Source organism: Marivita geojedonensis (assembly GCF_002115805.1).
GTDB lineage: Bacteria > Pseudomonadota > Alphaproteobacteria > Rhodobacterales > Rhodobacteraceae > Marivita > Marivita geojedonensis.
This window is the reverse complement of the sequence record NZ_JFKC01000004.1, coordinates 71,160-88,943: the sequence shown is the minus strand read 5'-3', so window position 1 is coordinate 88,943 and position 17,784 is coordinate 71,160. Positions and strand designations below refer to the sequence as shown.

At 60.8% G+C, this 17,784-nt stretch carries 18 protein-coding genes; 15 read left to right on the top strand and 3 right to left on the bottom strand.

The features are described 5' to 3' along the window. Window positions 1-190: 190 nt before the first annotated feature. Complete coding sequence (dprA, locus tag MGEO_RS07015; protein ID WP_085636016.1) at window positions 191-1,336, bottom strand: DNA-processing protein DprA; 1,146 nt, start codon at window positions 1,334-1,336, stop codon at window positions 191-193. Window positions 1,337-1,461: 125 nt separating this feature from the next. Then, complete coding sequence (gene tldD, locus MGEO_RS07010) at window positions 1,462-2,886, bottom strand: metalloprotease TldD (RefSeq protein WP_085636015.1); 1,425 nt, start codon at window positions 2,884-2,886, stop codon at window positions 1,462-1,464. Window positions 2,887-3,074: 188 nt separating this feature from the next. Between tldD and coxB the strand changes: the two genes are divergently transcribed. From coxB to MGEO_RS06960, 11 genes are all read left to right on the top strand, one after another. Then, a complete protein-coding gene (coxB, locus tag MGEO_RS07005) occupies window positions 3,075-3,953 on the top strand; it encodes a cytochrome c oxidase subunit II (RefSeq protein ID WP_085636014.1) in 879 nt (292 codons plus the stop codon). Window positions 3,954-4,027: 74 nt separating this feature from the next. Further along, window positions 4,028-4,969: a heme o synthase gene (gene cyoE / locus MGEO_RS07000; protein WP_085636013.1), complete on the top strand. Its 942-nt coding sequence runs from the start codon at window positions 4,028-4,030 to the stop codon at window positions 4,967-4,969. Beyond that, entirely contained in the window at window positions 4,966-5,130 is a 165-nt protein-coding gene (locus tag MGEO_RS21550; RefSeq protein ID WP_170102895.1) for a hypothetical protein, read from the top strand. Before cyoE ends, MGEO_RS21550 begins: the two co-directional genes overlap by 4 nt. Further along, entirely contained in the window at window positions 5,127-5,714 is a 588-nt protein-coding gene (locus tag MGEO_RS06995) for a cytochrome c oxidase assembly protein (RefSeq protein WP_085636012.1), read from the top strand. Before MGEO_RS21550 ends, MGEO_RS06995 begins: the two co-directional genes overlap by 4 nt. 24 nt (window positions 5,715-5,738) lie before the next feature. Continuing rightward, window positions 5,739-6,539, top strand: coding sequence for a cytochrome c oxidase subunit 3 (locus tag MGEO_RS06990; protein WP_085636011.1), 801 nt, complete (start codon window positions 5,739-5,741; stop codon window positions 6,537-6,539). Between the two features lie 100 nt (window positions 6,540-6,639). Continuing rightward, window positions 6,640-7,317, top strand: a complete 678-nt coding sequence (locus tag MGEO_RS06985) for an SURF1 family protein (protein WP_085636010.1) — start codon at window positions 6,640-6,642, stop codon at window positions 7,315-7,317. A 6-nt stretch (window positions 7,318-7,323) separates the two neighbouring features. Then, on the top strand, window positions 7,324-8,712 hold the full coding sequence (thrC, locus tag MGEO_RS06980; RefSeq protein ID WP_085636009.1) for a threonine synthase: 1,389 nt from the start codon (window positions 7,324-7,326) through the stop codon (window positions 8,710-8,712). Further along, the gene (locus tag MGEO_RS06975; RefSeq protein WP_085636008.1) at window positions 8,709-9,971 is read left to right on the top strand and encodes a M16 family metallopeptidase; all 1,263 of its coding nucleotides are present in this window, start codon (window positions 8,709-8,711) and stop codon (window positions 9,969-9,971) included. The genes thrC and MGEO_RS06975 overlap by 4 nt, the downstream gene beginning before the upstream one ends. Beyond that, a complete protein-coding gene (locus tag MGEO_RS06970; RefSeq protein WP_085636007.1) occupies window positions 9,971-10,555 on the top strand; it encodes a GNAT family N-acetyltransferase in 585 nt (194 codons plus the stop codon). The genes MGEO_RS06975 and MGEO_RS06970 overlap by 1 nt, the downstream gene beginning before the upstream one ends. A 116-nt stretch (window positions 10,556-10,671) precedes the next feature. Continuing rightward, complete coding sequence (locus MGEO_RS06965) at window positions 10,672-11,508, top strand: MBL fold metallo-hydrolase (RefSeq protein ID WP_085636006.1); 837 nt, start codon at window positions 10,672-10,674, stop codon at window positions 11,506-11,508. Between the two features lie 21 nt (window positions 11,509-11,529). Continuing rightward, the gene (locus MGEO_RS06960; RefSeq protein ID WP_085636005.1) at window positions 11,530-12,951 is read left to right on the top strand and encodes an FAD-binding oxidoreductase; all 1,422 of its coding nucleotides are present in this window, start codon (window positions 11,530-11,532) and stop codon (window positions 12,949-12,951) included. On the opposite strand, the gene MGEO_RS06955 is transcribed toward MGEO_RS06960, so the two are convergent. Further along, window positions 12,943-13,752, bottom strand: coding sequence for a lytic transglycosylase domain-containing protein (locus MGEO_RS06955; RefSeq protein WP_085636004.1), 810 nt, complete (start codon window positions 13,750-13,752; stop codon window positions 12,943-12,945). The two genes, MGEO_RS06960 and MGEO_RS06955, sit on opposite strands and share 9 nt — an antisense overlap. 351 nt (window positions 13,753-14,103) lie before the next feature. On the opposite strand from MGEO_RS06955, the gene MGEO_RS06950 reads away from it, so the two are divergent. The 4 genes from MGEO_RS06950 (at window position 14,104) to MGEO_RS06935 (ending at window position 17,724) form a co-directional block, all read left to right on the top strand. Then, window positions 14,104-14,304 (top strand): Flp family type IVb pilin, encoded by a 201-nt coding sequence (locus MGEO_RS06950; RefSeq protein WP_085636003.1) that lies wholly within the window; start codon window positions 14,104-14,106, stop codon window positions 14,302-14,304. A 267-nt stretch (window positions 14,305-14,571) separates the two neighbouring features. Beyond that, window positions 14,572-15,429: a Flp pilus assembly protein CpaB gene (cpaB, locus tag MGEO_RS06945; RefSeq protein WP_085636002.1), complete on the top strand. Its 858-nt coding sequence runs from the start codon at window positions 14,572-14,574 to the stop codon at window positions 15,427-15,429. Between the two features lie 194 nt (window positions 15,430-15,623). Beyond that, window positions 15,624-17,045: a type II and III secretion system protein family protein gene (locus tag MGEO_RS06940; protein ID WP_085636001.1), complete on the top strand. Its 1,422-nt coding sequence runs from the start codon at window positions 15,624-15,626 to the stop codon at window positions 17,043-17,045. Window positions 17,046-17,049: 4 nt separating this feature from the next. Then, window positions 17,050-17,724: an OmpA family protein gene (locus MGEO_RS06935; protein WP_085636000.1), complete on the top strand. Its 675-nt coding sequence runs from the start codon at window positions 17,050-17,052 to the stop codon at window positions 17,722-17,724. The last annotated feature ends 60 nt before the right edge of the window (window positions 17,725-17,784 follow it).

Here is a 17,784-nt window from a genome sequence, read left to right as displayed (position 1 = left end):
CCTCTCCTACCGTTCCAAGACCGCCTTGGGTGTACCGCATATGGCGGCGCTAGAGGTGGTACGCAAGCGGGAATTGTCAATTGGCGCCTCGCTCTGACCCGGTTGGGACCAACTGAATACGATGGTTCGGAGGCTGGCGTTTCCCTTTAGGGAAACGGGCAAAAAGCGCGGGCTTTTTGCTGCCGAAGGCTCAACCCACACGGGAAATCAGACCGCCAGGCTGGCGGCTGATGCGACCTTCGAGCTCAAGATCGGTCAGGGCCGGAGAGACGGCGCGCGACGGTGCGCCAAGATCCCGGATCAACTGGTCTTCTCCGACCGGCGACGGGCCCAGCCGATCGAGGATCTGCTGATGCAGCTGTGCGACCTCAGCCAACGAACGGGCAGTATTTTCGGTTGGAGCCTGTTGCCCGTGCTGCGGGTTCGGCACCGGCTGGACAAGAGGTGTTAGGGCTTCGATCACATCTTCGGCGCTGCGCACCAGGCGCGCGCCATCCCGCAGCAACATGTTGCACCCGCTGGCCCGAGCATCGAACGGGTGGCCCGGGACCGCCATGACCTCCCTTCCCTGATCGAGCGCGGTGCGTGCGGTGATCAGAGAACCGGATTTCGCGGCAGCCTCGACCACGACAACGGCCTTTGCCAGACCGGAGATGATCCGGTTGCGCGCGGGAAAATGCCGCGCCTGCGGCTGCAGACCCATCGGTTGTTCGCTGAGTCTGACGCCCCCGCGGGACGCGATGTCTTCCGCAAGTCTGGCGTTTTCGGCCGGATACAGCACGTCGACCCCGCCACCGAGCACAGCCACCGTTCCCGTATCGAGCGCGGCCATATGCGCGGCGGTATCGACACCGCGGGCCAGACCGGACGTGATGACAAAGCCCGCCTCCCCCAGACCGGTGGCCAGCGCGCGGGCCATGCGCCCACCGAGCGAGGACGCATTGCGTGCGCCAACCAGCGCGATCTGCGGCTGGTTGAGAATGTCGGTGGTGCCGATGGCCCAAAGAAGCGGTGGCGCGTCGTCAAGATCCAACAACGCCTGAGGATAGTCCTTGTCCCCCCGGCAGATCAGGACCGCCCCAACCGCCTGCACCCGGTTGAGTTCATTCTGGATGACGGCTTCGGGACAGACCTCGTAGTTTTCGACACCGGCGGCGCGGGCGACTTCTGGCAGGTGCTCGAGCGCGGCAGCGGCCGATCCGTGATCGCCCATGAGCCGATAAAACGTGCTGATCCCCACCCGGCGCGAGCGCAAGAGACGGAGCCAGTCGACCTTTTGGTCTTCCGTGGTGGGTGGGAGTAGGGGGTGAGTGGAAGATATGTGTTCCAATGGCATCCTGTCCCCGTCTGCTTGCCTGAACAGGAATAGTCGGCGACTGGTTAATCACAGGTGAATCAGATCGGGCGCGGCAGGAGAATTTCCCGGCGCGCCCGACAAGCCACTGATAATCCGCGAGTCTTTTAGGCGGCCTGCGCGCCGCCAACCGTCAGGCCGCCGATCATCACGGTGGGTTGGCCGACCCCGACCGGCACCCACTGACCCTGTTTGCCGCAATTGCCCATGCCCGGATCCAGCGCCATGTCGTTGCCCAGCGCGCGAATCTGCTGGAGCGCCGTGGCCCCGTCTCCGATCAGCGTGGCACCTTTGACCGGAGCGCCGACCTTGCCGTCCTTCACGCGGTAGGCCTCGGTGCAGGAAAAGACGAATTTGCCGTTCGTGATATCGACCTGCCCACCACCAAAGCCGACCGCCCAGATGCCATCCTTGAGGTCAGCCACGATATCCGCCGGGTCGGACTCGCCGCCCAGCATATAGGTGTTGGTCATACGCGGCATCGGGATATGCGCATAGCTTTCGCGCCGCCCGTTGCCGGTGGGCGCCACGCCCATGAGTCGCGCGTTCTGGCGGTCCTGCATGTAGCCCACGAGTTTCCCGTCCTCGATCAGCACGTTCTTGCCTGACGGAGTGCCTTCGTCGTCGATTGTGATCGAGCCACGACGGTCGGGGATGGTACCGTCGTCCAGAACGGTCACACCCTTGGCCGCGACCTGCTGGCCCATCAGCCCCGCAAAGGCGGAACTGCCCTTGCGGTTGAAATCACCCTCAAGCCCATGCCCGACGGCCTCATGCAGCAGGATGCCGGGCCATCCCGGGCCCAGTACGATGTCCATCACACCTGCGGGTGCCGGAACTGCATCAAGGTTCACCAAAGCGATGCGCAGTGCCTCGCGTGCCTTGGCCTGCCAGTCAGCCGGATCGAGCAGCCCGTTCAGAAGCACACGACCGCCGCCGCCCGCAGTTCCCGATTCGCGGCGGCCGTTTTCCTCGACGATCACGCTTACATTCACACGGGTCATGGGCCGGGTGTCGGAGACCAGAATGCCTTCGGGACGCAGGATTGCCACTTCCTGAAGGGAGGCTGCGATCGTGGCGCTGACCTGAACGACACGCGGATCGAGGGCGCGGGCGAAAGCGTCAATCTCGCGCAGGGTGTCGACTTTGACCGGAAAGCTGTGTCCTGCGATGGGATCGGCATCGGTGTAGAGCCGGGTGTTTGTTCCTGACGGTTTGTCAGCCAGAGTTCCGCCCCCCTCACCTACGGCAAGGCGCGCGGTTTCGACAGCACGCCTGATCGCCGATTCGGAGATGTCGGTGGAATGAGCATACCCGGCGACCTCGCCGCGCACCGCGCGCAGGCCGAAGCCTTCGGACGCGTCGTAGCTGGCGGTTTTCACCCGCCCATCGTCGAAAACGAGCACTTCGGACCGGCGCCGTTCGAGGAACAATTCGCCATCATCCGCCCCCGCTACAGCCTCGCGCAACTGAGCAAGCGCCCTGTCCTGATCGAGATGCGTGTCGAATGGCTGAAAAGAGGTGTCGGTCATGGTGCCCCCAGAGGTGAAATTTGATCCAGATCAAAGAAAGCGCTTTTTTGCCGCAAGCAAGCTTCTTTAACTGCTGCACAGAATATGGTTTTAACCGCTCCCAAGACAACGGGAGGTTTGGCGCGGCTTCGGCTGTGTTCGGGTATCTCGTGACAATCGACACTACACGCAACCGATCAGGGTAAGACATGCAACTCAAATTTTTGCTCTTGGGTCTGGCCACCACATTCGCCGCATCCTCCGCTTTTGCCCAGCAAACGCTGGAGACAATCGGCGTGCCGGTGGATGGCGGGACAGGCTTCCAACCCGCGGCAACCGAACTGGCGCGCGATCTTCAGTGGCTGGATGGGATGATCCTCATCATCATCACCGCCATCGTGCTGTTCGTCACGGCGCTGCTGGCCTACTGCATTGTGCGTTACAACCGCCGTGCAAACCCGAATCCGTCCAGCTTTACCCACAACACCCCGCTTGAGATTGCGTGGACCGTCGGCCCGATCCTGATTCTGGTATTCATCGGTGCGTTCTCGCTCCCGGTGCTGTTCAAGCAGCAGGAAATTCCGGAAGGCGACCTGACCATCAAGGTGACGGGCTACCAGTGGTACTGGGGCTACGAGTACATCGGCGAAGACCTCGCGTATGACGGCTACATGATTGGCTCGCCCTTCACCGGCGGTGACAATCGCCTGACGCCGGAAGTCGAAGCGCAGCTGACCGAAGCAGGCTACCAGAAAGAAGATTTCCTGCTGGCCACAGACACCGCCGTGGTCGTGCCCGTTGGCAAGACCGTCGTGATGCAGGTGACCGGTGCGGACGTGATCCATTCGTGGACCATTCCGGCCTTCGGCGTGAAGCAGGACGCTGTTCCGGGCCGGCTGGCTGAACTGTGGTTCACCGCAGAAAAGGAAGGCGTGTATTTCGGTCAGTGTTCCGAACTGTGCGGCCTTGCCCACGCATACATGCCGATCACCGTCAAAGTGGTCAGCGAAGCGACCTACGACGCATGGCTTGAAGCGTCGAAGAACGAAGGCGGCTATGTTGATGTCCGCACGCTTCTGACCAACTAAGAGCATCCGGCGCACGCGGCCACGCGTGCGCCACCCTGACCGGCCCCTACTGACCCAACGCAGTTGAGACACACGTGACCGATACAAGCATCAACACACAGTCGCACAGCGCCCAGAACGAGGCGCAGTTCAGCGATTATTTCGCGCTTCTGAAGCCGCGCGTGATGACGCTTGTCGTGTTTACCGCCTTTGTCGGGCTGCTGGCCGCCCCCAACGCTGTGCATCCGTTCATTGCATTTTGCGCGATCCTGTTCATCGCCATCGGCGGCGGCGCGTCCGGTGCGCTGAACATGTGGTGGGATGCCGATATCGACGCCGTTATGAAGCGCACCCAGCGCCGCCCGATCCCTGCGGGCAAAGTCACCGGTGATGAGGCGTTTGCCATCGGCATCGCGCTGTCGGCCTTTTCGGTCGTGTTCCTGGGTCTTGCGACCAACTGGGTCGCCGCTGGTCTGCTGGCCTTCACCATCTTCTTTTACGTCGTGATCTACACGATGTGGCTCAAGCGCTGGACCCCGCAGAACATCGTTATCGGTGGTGCGGCAGGCGCCTTCCCTCCGATGATCGGATGGGCGGCGGCAACCGGCGGCGTGAGTGTTGAATCCGTCCTGATGTTCTGCCTGACCTTCATGTGGACTCCCCCGCATTTCTGGGCGTTGGCGCTGTTCATGCGCAAGGATTACGACAATGCGGACGTGCCGATGCTGACCGTCACCCACGGTCGCCGCGCGACACGCGTTCATATCCTTGTTTACACCGTGCTTCTGGCGGTTCTTGCCGTCGCGGCGGGCTTCACCTCCATTGGCGGGCCGATCTACATCGCCACATCCGTTGTGCTGAACGCGATGTTCCTGCGCGGCGCAATCCAGATCTGGCGCCGGGACGAGGATATGTCTGAAGAGGACAACTTCCTTGTCGAGCGCAAGTTCTTCAAGCTCTCGCTGCTCTACCTTTTCGCCCATTTCGGTGCGATCCTGATCGAAGCAGGTCTGGACAAGATCGGGGTGTGGGCATGAGCCTGTCGAAACAACACGAACTTCATCAGCGCCGTTATGGCCGGAACGTGGGTGTCGGTCTCGTTCTTGCAGGACTGATTGCCATCGTATTTGGTCTCACGGTCGTCAAAGTCACACGCGGGGATTACGAAACCCCGGCAACAACATCGGTGAGTGAATGAAACCGCTTGATCCGAAGAAAAAGACGGCTCTCCAGGGCGTCGGCGTTGTTATCGTGATGGGCGCGCTCGCATGGGCGTCGGTCCCGCTTTATGACTGGTTCTGCCGCGTTACCGGGTATGGCGGGGCGACAAACGTCGCCGAAGCCGGAAGCACGGATATCGTTGACCGCACGATCAAGGTGCGCTTTGACGCATCGCTTGAACGCGGGATGCCGTGGGAGTTCAAGCCGAGGCAGCTTGAGGTCGAACTGCGGCTTGGCGAAGAAGGTCTGGCCTTCTACGAAGCCTACAACCCGACCGACCGGCCGATTGCAGGCACGGCAAGCTACAACGTCGCACCATACGGTGCGGGGCTCTATTTCTCGAAGATCGCATGTTTCTGCTTTGAAGAGCAGATTCTGATGCCGGGAGAACGTGTCGAGATGCCCGTGAGCTTCTTCGTCGATCCCGACATCATGAATGACGCTGACGCGAAATTCGCGAAACACATTACCCTGTCGTACACGTTCCACGAGATCGAGTTGACCGAAGAGATGCAGGCCATGCTCGACGTCAACACGAACGACAGCGGTTCACTGAACTAACGCCTATAGCCACGAGGGACCAAAATGGCGCACGCAAAAGATCATGACTATCACATCCTGAACCCCTCCGTCTGGCCGTTCATCGGCGCGGTCTCCGGGTTCGCGATGCTCTTCGGGGCGGTGCTCTGGATGCACGACAGCGGCCCGTGGCTGTTCCTTATCGGACTGGTTGGCGTTCTCTACGTGATGTTCGCGTGGTGGTCGGACGTCGTGGCTGAGAGTCAGGTTGGCGATCACACGCCCGTCGTGCGGATCGGCCTGAAATACGGCTTCATCCTGTTCATCATGTCCGAAGTGATGTTCTTCGCGGCGTGGTTCTGGAGCTTCTTCAAGCACGCCATGTACCCGATGGGTCCGGACAGCCCGGCGATCGACGGTGTCTGGCCGCCGGCAGGGATCGAAACGTTCGACCCGTGGCACCTGCCGCTGATCAACACGCTGATCCTGCTGTGTTCGGGTGCGGCGGCAACATGGGCGCACCACGCGCTGGTCCACGAGGATAACCGCGAAGACATGAAGTGGGGCCTGATCATCGCCATCGCGCTCGGCTTCATCTTCACGCTGCTTCAGGCCTACGAATACAGCCACGCGGCTTTCGGCTTCTCGGGCAACATCTACGGCGCCAACTTCTTTATGGCGACCGGTTTCCACGGGGCACACGTGATCATCGGCACGATCTTCCTGTTCGTCTGCCTGCTGCGTCTGATGCGCGGTCACTTCACTCCGGAGAAGCACATCGGCTTCGAGGCGGCAGCGTGGTACTGGCACTTCGTGGACGTGGTGTGGCTCTTCCTCTTTGCAGCCGTCTACGTCTGGGGCGGCTGAGCCAGGCTGAACGGGCTTTCCGGCTTGAACCGGATCGACACTCAGGGATAAAGCAAGGCGCGCCGGATCGGCGCGCCTTTGTCACTCTCGGGAGCCACCTTTGCAACGTATCGCCCTGCCCTTGCTGTTCGGTTTGATCGGCACCGCCATCCTTGTGTGGCTGGGCACATGGCAGATGCAGCGGCTGGAGTGGAAGCGGGGCGTCCTGACAGAGATCGAAACGCGGATCGGTGGCGACCCGGCCCCCCTTCCTGCGATCGCAGACCCGGAGACCGACAGGTACCAGCCTGTCGAGTTGACAGGTATGGTCGAACCGGGGGAACTGTTCGTTCTGGTCTCGCAGAAACGGATCGGCGCCGGGTATCGGGTGATTTCACCCTTTGTGACCGAGGATGGCCGCCGTATTCTTGTCGATCGTGGGTTCATCCCGGTCGATGCGCGCGACACCACGCGCGAGGGTGGCGAAAAGACGATCACCGGCAATCTGCACTGGCCGGATGATCGCACCTCTGCCACCCCGGAGAATGACATTGACGGCAATACATGGTTCGCACGGGACGTTGCGCCGATGGCCGAGGTGCTGGGCACCGAACCGCTTTTGGTGATTGCCCGCAACATGTCGCCGCCGGACGCGCAAGTGACGGCCCTGCCGGTGGACACCAGCGGCATTCCGAACGATCACCTGCAATACGCGATCACCTGGTATGCGCTGGCCGTTGTCTGGCTGATCGGAACAATCGCGCTGGTATGGCGCATGCGACAGACGAAGGAAGGCTGAGGCCCGATGCAGTATATCTCGACCCGCGGAAAAGCCCCGGCGCTTGGATTTGAAGACACGATGCTGTCGGGCCTTGCCCGCGACGGCGGTCTTTATGTTCCCGAAACCATCCCGACGCTCAGCGCCGGTGACATCCGCGCCATGCACGGCCTGTCCTATGAAGAGATCGCGTTCCGCGTGATGCGGCCCTTCGTTGGCGATGCCTTCACCGACGAAGTGTTCGCCGACCTGATCGCCAAGGCCTATGCCGGGTTCGGCCACGATGCCCGCGCGCCTCTGGTGCAGTTGGGCAATGGCCATTTCCTGCTGGAGCTGTTCCATGGCCCGACGCTCGCGTTCAAGGATTTTGCGATGCAGCTGATCGGCCAGATGTTCCAGGAGGCGCTGAGCCGCAGCGGCAAGCGTGTGACCATCGTGGGCGCGACTTCGGGCGACACCGGCTCTGCCGCGATCGAGGCGTTCCGGGGGTTGGATGCGGTGGACGTGTTCATTCTCTACCCGCATGGCCGGGTTTCCGAGGTGCAGCGCCGCCAGATGACAACGCCTGTGGAATCGAACGTCCACGCCCTGGCGCTGGATGGGACGTTCGACGACTGTCAGGCGCGTCTGAAGGACATGTTCAACCATTTCGAATTCCGCGACGCGGTGAAACTTGCCGGCGTGAACTCGATCAACTGGGGCCGCGTGCTGGCGCAGGTGGTCTATTACTTCTCGTCCGCCGTGTCCTTGGGCGCACCGGACCGTACCGTCAGCTTTACCGTCCCGACCGGCAATTTCGGCGACATCTTCGCGGGCTACATCGCCAAACGGATGGGCCTGCCGATTGACCGTCTGGTGGTGGCGACGAACCAGAACGACATCCTGCACCGCTGCCTGACGACAGGAGGCTATGTCACCGACAGCGTGACCCCGTCGATCAGCCCGTCGATGGACATTCAGGTGTCCTCGAATTTCGAACGCGCGCTGTTTGACGCCTACAACCGCGACGGCAACGCGGTGTCGCAGTTGATGGACGAGCTCAAGGCAGGCGGTTTCCACGTCAGCCAGGGCGCGATGGAGGTGCTGCGCGATCACTATGACAGTGGCCGCGTGTCCGAGGATGAAACGCTAAGCATGATCACCCATGCCCATCGGCACATGGGCGAGTTGCTTTGCCCGCACTCGGCCATTGGCGTGAAGGTGGCCGAAGACCAGCGCGACCCGGCTACGCCGATGATCACACTGGCCACCGCACATCCCGCCAAGTTCCCCGACGCCGTAGAACAGGCCAGCGGTGTGCGCCCGCCCCTGCCCGAACGCATGGCAGACCTCTTCGACCGCGCCGAACGCGTCACCCGCGTGGCAAACGACCTCGACCAGCTTGAAGCCCTCATCAAAGATCGGATCGCCTCTTGACCGTCCAGACTGCAACACTCCCCAACGGCTTCCGCATCGTGACCGAGCACATGCCCGGTCTGGAAAGTGCCGCCATCGGGATATGGGTCACGGCCGGTGGCCGCCACGAGCGCCCCGAGCAGAACGGCATCGCGCATTTCCTTGAGCACATGGCGTTCAAGGGGACGGAGACCCGCAGCGCGCTGCAGATCGCGGAGGCCATCGAGGACGTGGGCGGCTATATCAATGCCTATACCTCGCGCGAGGTGACCGCCTATTACGCCCGCGTTCTGCGCAACGATGTGAGCCTCGCGCTTGACGTGGTGGCGGATATTCTGCGCAATCCCGTCTTCGACCCGAAAGAGATCGAGGTCGAGCGCCATGTGATCCTGCAGGAGATCGGACAGGCCGCCGATACACCGGACGACATCATCTTCGACTGGTTGCAGGAACGCGCCTATCCCGATCAGGCACTGGGACGCACCATCCTGGGCGAGTCGGGCCGCGTGTCGGCCTTTTCAAAAGACGATCTCGTCACATTTGTTTCGGAGCATTATGGACCGGATCAAATGATTCTGTCGGCAGCCGGAGCAGTTGATCACGACGCGATTGTTTCACAGGCTGAGCAGTTGTTCGGAGACATGGCTTCGCGGCCTGCGCGGATGGCAGATGCCGCGACGTTCCATGGCGGGGAGAGCCGCCATGTCAAAGACCTCGAGCAGGCGCATATTGCGTTAGCGTTTGAATCTCCCGGCTACCGCGATCCGAGTTTCTATGCCGCGCAGGTGTATTCCGTTGCCCTTGGCGGCGGAATGTCGAGCCGCCTGTTTCAGCAAATCCGGGAAAAGCGCGGACTGTGCTACACGATCTTTGCCCAGACAGGCGCATATTCCGACACCGGCATGACCACGATTTATGCCGGCACCAGCGGTGAAGAAATCTTTGATCTCACGAACCTCACGATCGACGAGATGAAGCGCGCCGCAGAAGACATGACACCCGAAGAGGTGGCCCGTGCGCGGGCGCAGATGAAAGCCGGGCTGCTTATGGGATTGGAAAGCCCATCCTCGCGGACAGAGCGCCTTGCCCGCATGACCCAAATCTGGGGACACGTTCCCCCGCTTGAGGAAACGGTGTCGCGGATCGACAGCGTCACGACGGGGGATGTGCGCGCGTTCGCCGAGCAGCTTGTCGGACAGGCTCCGGCCGCCATGGCGCTCTATGGCCCGGTGGCTGCGGCGCCCGACCTCCCTGCTCTGCAGCTGCGACGCGTGGCCTGATGCTCAGTCTGCGGCGCAAGCTTCGGCTCGATACCGAACGCATGGTCTTGCGCCCTCCTATGCACAGCGATTTCAATCCATGGAGCGCGCTTCGCCGCGACAGCGAAGCGTTTCTTGCCAAATGGGAACCCAGCTGGGCAGACGACCACCTGACCCGCCGTGCTTTTACAAACCGCGTGTATTGGGCAAATCGTGCCATCGGCAACGGGTCGGCCGTGCCGCTGTTTCTGTTGCGGCGAAGCGATGACATGCTTCTGGGAGCTATCACGCTCGACAACATCCGTCGCGGGCCGGCACAGGCGGGGACGCTGGGTTATTGGATCGGCGAACCGTTTGCGCGGCAGGGATATATGCGCGAAGCGATTGATGCCGTCGTGCATTACGCATTCGACCGATTGGACCTGAGCCGGATCGAAGCGGCGTGCCTGCCTGAAAACAAAGCGTCCCGAGGCCTGCTGGAAAAAGCAGGCTTCAAATATGAAGGTGTGGCGCAAAGCTACCTTCAGATCGACGGGCGCTGGCGCACGCATGTTCTCTATGCAGCATTGCGTCTGGACCGGCGCGGGCGCACCGATGTCGGCTAGGGCCAAAACCTTCCGAAAGGACGTGGCAACTTAGCGTAAAAGCGGCTGTCGTCGTTCATTGCAGTTTTCCTAGACCGAACCAGTGCCTGCGCTATCTTCGGAGCAGGAGGTGCTGAATGCGTTTCAAATCACTCTGGATGGCACTGGCCATCGCGATCATGGGCAACGCCGCGGTTGCACAGGAAAGCCGCCGCCCAAGCCATTGCCTTGCCATTGCGGATGCCACGCCCGGCGCAGCGTACATCCAGAAAGCGTCCTGGACGAACCCGGTTCCAGAATTCAGCGTCCGCATAAACTATCTGGCGCACGCCACTTTCCTGCTGCAGACCCCTGGTGGTCTGAACGTGGCCACGGATTTCACCGGGTTTCTCGGCAATACCGCTCTGATCCCCGATGTCGTGACCATGAACCACGCGCATGAGACCCATTGGACCGCGAATCCCGACCCGGCGATCCCGCATGTCCTTCCCGGCTGGGGACCGTTTGGCGAGGGAATCGACCACCATCTTGATCTGGGCGAAATGCTCGTCCGAAATGTGTCGACCGACATCCGCTCGCAATTCAGTGGCGTCGAGGAGAACGGCAATTCGATTTTCATCTTTGAAGTCGAAGGGCTGTGCATCGGCCATCTGGGCCACCTCCACCACGAGCCGAACGAGCAGCAATACGCAGCCATCGGAAGACTGGACGTCGTCATGGTGCCGGTCGATGGCGGCTATACGCTTCCGCGCGAAATGATGGTGCGGATCGTCGACAGGCTTCGGTCAAGCGTGGTGATCCCGATGCACTGGTTTTCGGGTTTCGCGCTGGAGGCATTCATCGAAGAGGTTCAGGACAGCTTCGTGATCGACCGCCGGGATGCGTCATATCTCGAACTGTCATTGCGCGATCTGCCGTCCCGTCCTACGGTGGTTGTCCTGCGTCCGGAATGGCTTCGCGACGCAACGGATTAACGCATTCGGAGACACACCTTCATGCCACGCGATTCAGCGGACAGCAGTTTTGTTGAACGTCTGTCCTCAGGCTTTCCTGCCGACATGTTCGCCCGTGCCGAACAATCCTATCTCGAAGAACCCCGGGGGCGTTGGCAGGGTGCCCGTGGTTTTGTCGCCAGACCCCGCAGCACCGAAGAAGTGTCGGACCTGGTCAAAGCCTGCAACGAGGCTGGTGTTGGCATTGTGCCCTATGGCGGCGGGACCGGGCTGGTTGGCGGCCAGATCGCGCCCGAGGGTGAACCCGAGACACCGCTGATCCTGTCACTGGAGCGCATGACCCGAATCCGCGCGGTCTATCCGCAGGAAAACGTTCTGATCGCCGATGCGGGTGTGATCCTTGCCAACATTCAGGCCGCCGCCGCAGAGGTGGATCGGCTGTTTCCCCTGTCGCTGGCGTCAGAAGGCTCCGCGCGGATTGGCGGGCTTCTGGGCACCAATGCAGGCGGTGTGAACGTGCTGCGATATGGCAATACGCGTGATCTCTGCCTGGGGCTTGAAGCCGTGCTGCCCGATGGACGCGTCTGGAACGGGCTGAAACGTCTGCGCAAGGACAACACCGGTTACGACCTGCGCAATCTGCTGATCGGATCCGAGGGCACGCTTGGTGTGATCACCGGTGCCTCGCTCAAACTGTTCCCCCGTCCGGCGAGCCTTGGTACGGCCGTCTTTGTGATCCGCGATGCCGAAGCCGCGCTTGAGCTTCTTTCCCTGGCCAAGTCGCGACTGGGTGAAAGCATCAGCGCGTTCGAATTGATGCACCGAACCGGGCTCGACTTTCTTGCCGAAAAGCTTCCCGATGTGCGCAGACCGTTTGGGTCCCACCATCCTGAATGGATGATCCTGATGGATATCGGCCTGCCCCGGGGACTGGACCCGCAGGAGGCGCTTGAGACTCTGTTTGTGGATGCCGAGGCCGAGGGCATCGTGACGGATGCCGTGATCGCCCAGTCAGAGGCGCAGCGTGATGAATTCTGGGCCGTCCGCGAGCAGATCCCCGAGGCGAACAGGCGTATCGGCGCGGTGTCGAGCCACGATGTGTCTGTACCTCTTGGTGAACTGCCCAGCTTCATCGCCCGCGTCCGGCAGGCAATCGCGCAGGTTGGGGATTTCCGTATAAATTGCTTCGGCCATGTGGGAGACGGCAATCTGCATTTCAACGTCTTCCCGCCCGAGGGGCGGTCACGCGATGAATTCCTCGACGAAACCAAAGCGATCAAGCGGCTGGTCCATGACATCTCCGCCGAACTGGGAGGAACCTTCAGCGCGGAACATGGCGTCGGTCGGGCCAAGAAGGCCGATCTCGAACGCTATGGCGATCCGGTGAAGCTTGCTGCGATGCGCGCCATCAAGGATGCGTTGGACCCTAAGGGAATCATGAATCCCGGCGCGGTTCTACCGTGACGCCACGCGGAACACGCAGCCATCCGTGACCAGTTGCGGCGGTGTCAGGCACAGGCCTTTTGCAGTCTGGAAAGCCTGGAGCACCTTGGGCACATACGCGCGGGTCTCAGCGTAGTCCGGAACGCCCTTGTTGTTGAGAACCGCGTTTTCGCCAGCGTTGTATCCCGCAAGTACGAGAATCACGTCGTTGTCGAAGGTCTTCATCAGGAAGTCGAGGAAAGCGACACCGCCCTTGATGTTCTGTGCAGGAGACAGCCTGTCCTCTACGCCAAAGCGTTCTGCGGTTGCGGGCATCAACTGCATCAACCCCTGCGCACCAGCCGAACTGAGCGCATCGGACCGGCCAGATGATTCCACAGCGATGACGGCCAGGGCAAGCGCCGGTGAAACGCGGGTGCCGACCGTGTGTAGAAGAATATCCCGCCCAAAGCGTTCCGCGATATTCTGCATGTCCTGAAGGCGCGGTGACGGGACACCTTGCCCTGAGGGCGGATTCGAAAGGCGCACCAGCGCCGGTTCAAGCCGCCCCGGTCCCTTGGCCTCGAGCGACGGGGATACATCGTTCCAGAACCAGGCGAATGTGTCGCCACCAGACGCCCGGGATTGGGCCGTAGGGGCCTGAGGTGCCGCCACGACGGACGGGGCCTGGGGTGCGATCTGAACCGTGATCCGTTTCTTGGTGCCTGTGCTTGGGGGCTTCACCCGTTTTGCCGAGAATTCCGGAAACGGCGGTGGGTCCGCCGGAACGGCGGTTGCACAGAAAAACATGGCGGAAGCCGCCACGAGTGCCAGTCTGATCATGTCCAGGCTCCTGCTCGATGCCCGATTTTTTCCCAGCTTTGCACAATTCACCGTCCAAAACCATTTCGTTTCTGAATCCGCGTCTTCAGCGTTGCCAAATCACCAGAGATTCAACGTCCAAAGAAAAAAATTAACGGGATACTCATTTTTATCTCATTAAGAATCAAGATCTTAACGCAAAACACATCGATTTTTTCGCATTCTCCAAAATCGGACCAATGCCGCCCAAATGCTGCCCCAATGCGGGGAGTATAAGAGATCATCCAAGACGGGATAGAGCGAATGAGAGAGCGCTCGCATTATGGTCCTGAGCTTGGCCAACGTGAGCAAACTAGGACTATGGAGACTAACATGATCAAGTTCATCAAGAATTTCCGCAAAGACGAAAACGGTGCCGTGACAGTTGACTGGGTCGTTCTGACCGCAGCTGTTGTGGGTCTGGCAATCGCAGCCTACGGCGCGATCCAGGGCAACACCCAGACCGTTCTGACCGCAACCGGCAACTCGGTTCTCGGTGCACAGGACTACCTGGGCGGCGGCGCAGGCGACTAATCCTCTCACTCGAGGATTTATTCCTGAGGGGGCGCATCACGCGCCCCCTTTTGCATTTCCGGTGCTGACTCGCGAGTCCTTCACCGCGCTGCCGCCAGCCTCATTGCGCAATCACGCCTCTCTGAAGACGCGTGAGTGTTGCGAAACCATCTTCCAAATTTCGCCACAATGTCCCCAAAGCGGAGACATATTGTTCCGATACTCCCAAAGCTTGAATCATGTTCAGCGCCGTTCGGCCGCATGAATCCGAGCATGTAAGGAGGCAAAATGCGCATCGTTTTTGGACTTGTCCTGTTGGCTGGTCTGGCTTTGGCCGGGTTCGCAGTCTACATGGCCCAGAACTATATCGGCGCTTACCAGAGCGCGCTGGAACAGGAACGCAGCAAAGCAATCGAGAGCGTTCCGGTTCAAGAAATTTACGTCGCAACGCGTGCCATCGACTATGGTGAGCAGATCATGCCCGAGGACATGGCCCTGATGCCGTGGCCGAAGCAGACCCTGCCTGACACCTTTTTCGATGCGGAAAACCCGCTGAACGCTGAAGGTGCTCCGGTCCGCGTGGCCCTGCGCCAGATCGAAAAGAACGAAGCGTTCATGGAAATCAAGGTGAGTGAGCCCGGCGCGGATGCCGGACTGACCTCGCGTCTCGAACGCGGTCAGCGCGCCTTTGCCATCAAGGTCGATGTGGCTACCGGTGTTTCGGGCTTCCTGCGCCCAAGCGACCGTGTGGACGTCTACTGGACCGGACGCGTCCGCGGCAATGGTCCCGATCTTCCGAACGGTGATGTGACCAAGCTGATCGAAACCGGCATCAAACTGATCGCGATTGACCAGACATCGGAAACCGAAACCACCGACGCAACCATCGCGCGGACAGTGACCGTTGCGGCGACCCCGCAGCAGGTCGCATCACTGGCGCAGGCTCAGTCCACCGGCCGCCTGTCCCTGTCTCTGATGGGCCGCAACGACGATACCGTCGCTGAGGTGATCGAGGTCGACCAGCGGTCACTTCTCGGGCTTCGTGAGCGCGAACCGGAGGCAAAAGCGCAATCCATTCAGGTTTGTACCATCCGGACCCGCAAGGCCGGCGAAATCATCGAAACGCCCATCCCTTGTACCAACTGACGTGTCCTACACCCGATGTGGTGAGACTTGCAGAACTGACTCTCGGAAAGGCGCAACGGAATGTTGCGCCTTATCCACATGAAGCGAAGCACTGAAATCATTGATTCTTGAATTAAAACGCGACTTGGCGCACGTTGGTCGCAATATCGGGCGAAAAGACCCACTTCAGAGGCGTGATCGGAAAGGCAGGTCACATGTATATGAGCAGTCCACTCAAGGCCGCCCTGCTGGGTGCGGTTCTTGCTATTACTCCGATGGCGCACGCGGTCTACGCTGAAACGCTGCGCGTCATCCGAACGAACACCGAATCCTCTCTCAACGTCCCCATGAACCGTGCGGTGGTGGTTGAGAGCGAAGTCCCATTCGCAGAGTTGAGCATCGCGAACCCTTCGATTGCCGACATCTCGTCGCTGTCGGATCGCACCATTTACGTGCTGGGCAAAACCCCCGGCACGACGACATTGACCATTCTGGATGCCAATGGGCAGCTGATCACCAATGTCGATGTGAAGGTCGCTCCGGATCTGACCGAGTTCAAGGAACGCCTGCGTCAGATTCTTCCGGACGAGAAAATCGAAGTGCGGTCCGCCAATGACGGGATCGTGCTGTCAGGAACCGTGTCGAGCACCATTCGGATGCAGCGGGCCCTCGACCTTGCCGCCCGCTACGCGCCCGAGCGCGTGTCCAACCTCATGACGGTTGGCGGTGTTCAGCAGGTGATGCTCAAGGTTCGGTTTGCAGAGATGCAGCGCTCGGTTGCAAAATCGCTGCGGTCGTCTCTGGCGACAGGTGGCACCGTGCTTGATGGCGACCTGGGCCTCGAACTGGGCACCGGAAACGCCGCCCCGCGCGCTGCGGTGGACAGTGTGGCCGACAAGCTCGCCTCTTCGGCAGATGCGCAGAACGCCATCCTCTTCGGCTTCAATGCTGGCGGGCTTGAAGTTGGCATCCTCCTCGAAGCCCTTGAATCAAAAGGTGTTGTTCGCACTCTGGCCGAACCGAACCTGACATCGCTCTCGGGTCAGGAAGCAAAATTCCTGGCCGGCGGCGAGTATCCGGTTCCGGTCTCTCAGGACAACGGCACCATCGCGGTGGAGTTCAAACCGTTCGGTGTCGAACTCAACTTCATTCCGCGCGTTCTCGACAAGGACGTGATCAACCTCGAGCTTGAAGCAGCCGTGTCGTCGCTTGACCCGGACAGCGGGGTCGATATCGGCGCAATCCGGATCGACGGTTTCCGTCGCCGCGAGACATCGACAACTGTCGAACTGCGTGATGGCGAAAGCTTTGCGATTGCGGGCCTCCTTCAGGACGACTTCCGCGACCTGAACGATCAGATCCCGTGGCTGGGCGATATTCCGGTTCTGGGCGCCCTGTTCCGCAGCGCCGAATACCGCCGCGAACAATCCGAGCTCGTGATCATCATCACACCGCATCTTGTGACCCCGACTCGCGGCGAGGCGCTTGCCCTGCCGACCGACCGGGTCCGTCCTCCCACCGAAAAAGACCTGTTCCTCTTCGGACGCGTCGCCAGCGATTCGCGTAATCTGCGCGGTGCGGCGGGCGAAGTGGCCAAACAGGACTTCAGCGGTTCCTATGGCTATGTGATGGATTGAGGCGATGGCAGTTCAGAAAAACCTCCGCATTCCCGCAGCCCTGACCGGCCTCGCCCTTCTGGCCGCCTGCGCCAGCAGCGATCCGGTCTACAGCGCGTTCAACCGCGAAGCAGGCTCCTTGGTGGACACCGGTAATTTCGGCAACGCCACCATGAACAACGTGCAGATCATGAATGGCGAAAAGCGCTACACCTATGATCTGTCACAGCGGTTCGCCAGCGACGTGATGACCACGGTCAACTTCGCCTTCAACAGCGCAGTTCTTGACCAGGGGGCTCGCGATACACTGCGTGAACAGGCGAACTGGATCCGTCAGTTCCCCGAAGTGCGCTTCCGCGTCTACGGTCACACGGACAAGGTTGGCAGCGAAGCCTACAACAAACGGCTTGGCCTGAGCCGTGCCCACGCAGTGGTGAACTTCCTGGCCTCGCAGGGGATCAGCAAGTCGCGCCTTGAGGCCGTTGTGTCCTTCGGCGAAACCCAGCCGCTGATCGTGACCGAAGGCCGCGAACGGCGCAACCGCCGGACGGTGACCGAGGTGTCGGGCTTTGTCGGTTCGCATCCGATGGTGCTCGAAGGCAAATACGCCGAGATCATCTACCGCGAATACATCAACAGCGCGGTTCCCGCGACTGGCCTTGCGGGCATCCAAGGCTCTGATTTCCAGACAGAACAATAAGGCGATGGCCCCGAAAGGGGCCATGCCATCGGCCTGAAATACCGTACAATTTCGGTAATT

Bases quoted from the DNA above. Each gene is read 5' to 3' on its own strand.
- dprA (WP_085636016.1), bottom strand. From the start codon at position 1,336: ATGCCATTGGAACACATATCTTCCACTCACCCCCTACTCCCACCCACC.
- tldD (WP_085636015.1), bottom strand. From the start codon at position 2,886: ATGACCGACACCTCTTTTCAGCCATTCGACACGCATCTCGATCAGGAC.
- coxB (WP_085636014.1), top strand. From the start codon at position 3,075: ATGCAACTCAAATTTTTGCTCTTGGGTCTGGCCACCACATTCGCCGCA.
- MGEO_RS21550 (WP_170102895.1), top strand. From the start codon at position 4,966: ATGAGCCTGTCGAAACAACACGAACTTCATCAGCGCCGTTATGGCCGG.
- MGEO_RS06995 (WP_085636012.1), top strand. From the start codon at position 5,127: ATGAAACCGCTTGATCCGAAGAAAAAGACGGCTCTCCAGGGCGTCGGC.
- MGEO_RS06990 (WP_085636011.1), top strand. From the start codon at position 5,739: ATGGCGCACGCAAAAGATCATGACTATCACATCCTGAACCCCTCCGTC.
- thrC (WP_085636009.1), top strand. From the start codon at position 7,324: ATGCAGTATATCTCGACCCGCGGAAAAGCCCCGGCGCTTGGATTTGAA.
- MGEO_RS06970 (WP_085636007.1), top strand. From the start codon at position 9,971: ATGCTCAGTCTGCGGCGCAAGCTTCGGCTCGATACCGAACGCATGGTC.
- MGEO_RS06965 (WP_085636006.1), top strand. From the start codon at position 10,672: ATGCGTTTCAAATCACTCTGGATGGCACTGGCCATCGCGATCATGGGC.
- MGEO_RS06960 (WP_085636005.1), top strand. From the start codon at position 11,530: ATGCCACGCGATTCAGCGGACAGCAGTTTTGTTGAACGTCTGTCCTCA.
- MGEO_RS06955 (WP_085636004.1), bottom strand. From the start codon at position 13,752: ATGATCAGACTGGCACTCGTGGCGGCTTCCGCCATGTTTTTCTGTGCA.
- MGEO_RS06950 (WP_085636003.1), top strand. From the start codon at position 14,104: ATGATCAAGTTCATCAAGAATTTCCGCAAAGACGAAAACGGTGCCGTG.
- cpaB (WP_085636002.1), top strand. From the start codon at position 14,572: ATGCGCATCGTTTTTGGACTTGTCCTGTTGGCTGGTCTGGCTTTGGCC.
- MGEO_RS06940 (WP_085636001.1), top strand. From the start codon at position 15,624: ATGTATATGAGCAGTCCACTCAAGGCCGCCCTGCTGGGTGCGGTTCTT.
- MGEO_RS06935 (WP_085636000.1), top strand. From the start codon at position 17,050: ATGGCAGTTCAGAAAAACCTCCGCATTCCCGCAGCCCTGACCGGCCTC.